This window comes from Arthrobacter sp. H14 (genome assembly GCF_000520495.1).
Lineage (GTDB): Bacteria > Actinomycetota > Actinomycetes > Actinomycetales > Micrococcaceae > Arthrobacter_C.
In genome coordinates, this window is the sequence record NZ_KI914668.1 from 5,913 (window position 1) to 8,372 (window position 2,460).

Here is a 2,460-nt window from a genome sequence, read left to right on the forward strand (position 1 = left end):
CGGTTGGCGCCGAGCCTGACGGAGACCCGCCGGCCGGCGTAGCGGGCCGGGACCGAGTAATAGGACTGCCGCACGCAGATCTGAGCCTTGTGATCGGCCTTGAAGGACAATGACTCGGCCGCGTCGAACCCGTCCGCCGGTGCCGTGCGGAGGGAAGGGGTCTCGGCGGCGAACGTCGCGGCGACGGTTTCGGGCCGGGCGCTGATCACCCGGGCGCCGTCCTTGTCATCACAGCCGGCCATATACTCATTGAGCGCCGCCAGTGAGTCGAACTCGGGCACCGGCGTCAGCCAGCGCCGCCGGAACCGGCCGACCTCACCTTCGACGCCGCCCTTCTCGTGGGCGCCTTCAATGCCCGGCTCGCAGAAGAACGAGTCAAAACCATAGTGAGAGCGCATGGCAATGAATTTCGGATTCTCCAGCCGGTTCCGGCCCAGCAGCAACCGGATCACCGCCGGTTTGAGATTGTCATAGCGGATCATCGCTGCCGGCACCCCGCCCAGCCGGTCGAAAGCCTGAACGTGCCCGTCCAGGAATGACTCCTGGGCCTGGTTCGCGTAGGCCACATGGATCGCCCGGCCGGAGAACGAGAGCCGCAGCACGAACATCCATAGTTTGATCCGTATCCCGGCGATCACCGCCCAGAACTCGCCGAAATCGACCTCGGCCTCCCGGCCCGGCCCGTGGGTCTGCGGCACCGCGACTTTCGTCGTCGCCCGGCTCAGCTCCCGGCGGACCCGGGCCACCGCGTGGGTCACCGAGGACTCCGATACTTGCGCCCCATGCTCTTCGACCAGCCGCTGCCAGACCCGCCGGCCGGTATGACGCTGCTTGACCGGCGCCTCCAGATCCTCCTGGAGCCAGGCCCTAATCGTCGGCAGCCACGGACCCAGCACCGGCGCCGCCCGATCCGGGGCCTTACGCGCCGGCGGAGTTGATGAATCCAGAGCCGTCCGGATCGTACGGCGATGGACTCCGTGGGTTTTGGACAGTTGCCGGATTGACATTCCTTTATCTCTGGCATCACGACGGATACGCTCGAATTGCTCCACTCTCGATCTCTCTTTCAAACCCGTACCTTTCAACTCGCCTTGGCAGACGAGAAGAACGCTACGAGTTAGGTCGAGGGTGGGGCCAAATCAGATTGCAAAAACCCCTCAAACTGGGGCCATTTCAGATTGCCATACCCAATCGACCAAGGTCCGGATTTGCATGGCAGCAGACTGGTCCGTGGTGCTGACACGCGCGTATCCGAGAAGCATGCACACATCGTAATCCCATGGACCCTTGAGGGCTAGGCTGGACATTGCGGTGACACAGGGGTGTGAGACACTTTAGCGTCATCTGTGGGCCTCAAAGAGCCGTTTTGGAGCCTCCAGGTGCGTGTTTCTCAAGGAAGAGTTTGTGAGACGGCCGTAGCGGCTCACAGTCCGGTGATCCCCAGCACGGCGACCGCCACGATGCCGGCGCCCACTGCGGCCACGCCGACGATGATCGGCCGTGACACGGCCAGGAAAGTAAAGCACGCAGCCGCCGGCACAAGGACTCCCGCCAACGCACCGACAATGAGCAACGCCGTGTAGCCAGGGCGCATCCCGCTGTCCCTCGGCGCGCCCAAACCTGACGATTCGAGATAGATGGCGAGCAGGCAACCGAGCGTAACGAGTGTCCCCGCCACCCCAACGGCGACGCAGCCTGCGATCGCCGCCGACGAGGATCTCCTGACGTGGGTGTTGCCCTGAGGAGGTATCACACGGTTCACGGTACGTCCCTCGCTCGCTAGATGATGATGTTGCTGTCGTAGCCGATGCCGTTTGCCGCCACCAGGATGCGCGAAACGATGGCCGGTGAATTGAGCGGCAGCGAGGACTCGGGGGCCGCTGGGAAAATCCTGGTGTTCCAAGCCGCGACGATTCGTCTTCCACCAACGACCGCAGATGGGGCGATGATGCCGTCCAGATCCGGCCACGCTTCATGTATGGCCCGCGCCCAGGTCCGTGTCCTGATCTTCGCTCCGAGCGCTGCGGCGCTGGAGGCACCGGCCCTGTGAAACCAGGGTCCGGTCAGATCGGCCAGGACGAGGTCGGCGGCCGTCCGGAAGGCAGTGATGTAGGGGCTGGCGGTGTCGACGTCGACGAAACGGGAGGTTTGGAAAACCTCAGCCAGGCACGTCGTAACGTCTTCCCCAAGGTAGGCAGCGCCGAGCGGGTCATGTTCGCCTTTAGGCAGCGGGTGGGGCTCCCAGCGGGACGTCTTGAGGGGGCCGAAGGTGCGCAGCCGGTTCCAGGGTGTGACATGGGTGGACATCGTGGTGTGAATCCGCCACAGCACGCTTCCGGCCGGGTAGTCGACCGTTTCGCAGCCGATCGAGCGCAGCTCCTCCCTGCCGGGCGGATACTGGTCACCCATCAGTACCCGTAATGGAAGTCACGCGCCAGTTCGATGACAGGCTCGTGAGCT

Annotated in this window: 3 protein-coding genes; all 3 read right to left on the minus strand. The window is 64.2% G+C overall.

The window, feature by feature from the left end:
• Window positions 1-1,007 (minus strand): IS21 family transposase (gene istA / locus Y707_RS31575; RefSeq protein ID WP_162150230.1); only part of this gene is annotated, 1,007 nt, incomplete at its 3' end.
• A gap of 416 nt (window positions 1,008-1,423) precedes the next feature.
• Entirely contained in the window at window positions 1,424-1,762 is a 339-nt protein-coding gene (locus Y707_RS30810; RefSeq protein WP_155853022.1) for a hypothetical protein, read from the minus strand.
• 17 nt (window positions 1,763-1,779) lie between these two features.
• A complete protein-coding gene (locus tag Y707_RS0115355) occupies window positions 1,780-2,409 on the minus strand; it encodes an RES family NAD+ phosphorylase (protein WP_051442081.1) in 630 nt (209 codons plus the stop codon).
• Window positions 2,410-2,460 lie beyond the last annotated feature (51 nt).

Bases quoted from the DNA above. Each gene is read 5' to 3' on its own strand.
- Y707_RS0115355 (WP_051442081.1), bottom strand. From the start codon at position 2,409: ATGGGTGACCAGTATCCGCCCGGCAGGGAGGAGCTGCGCTCGATCGGC.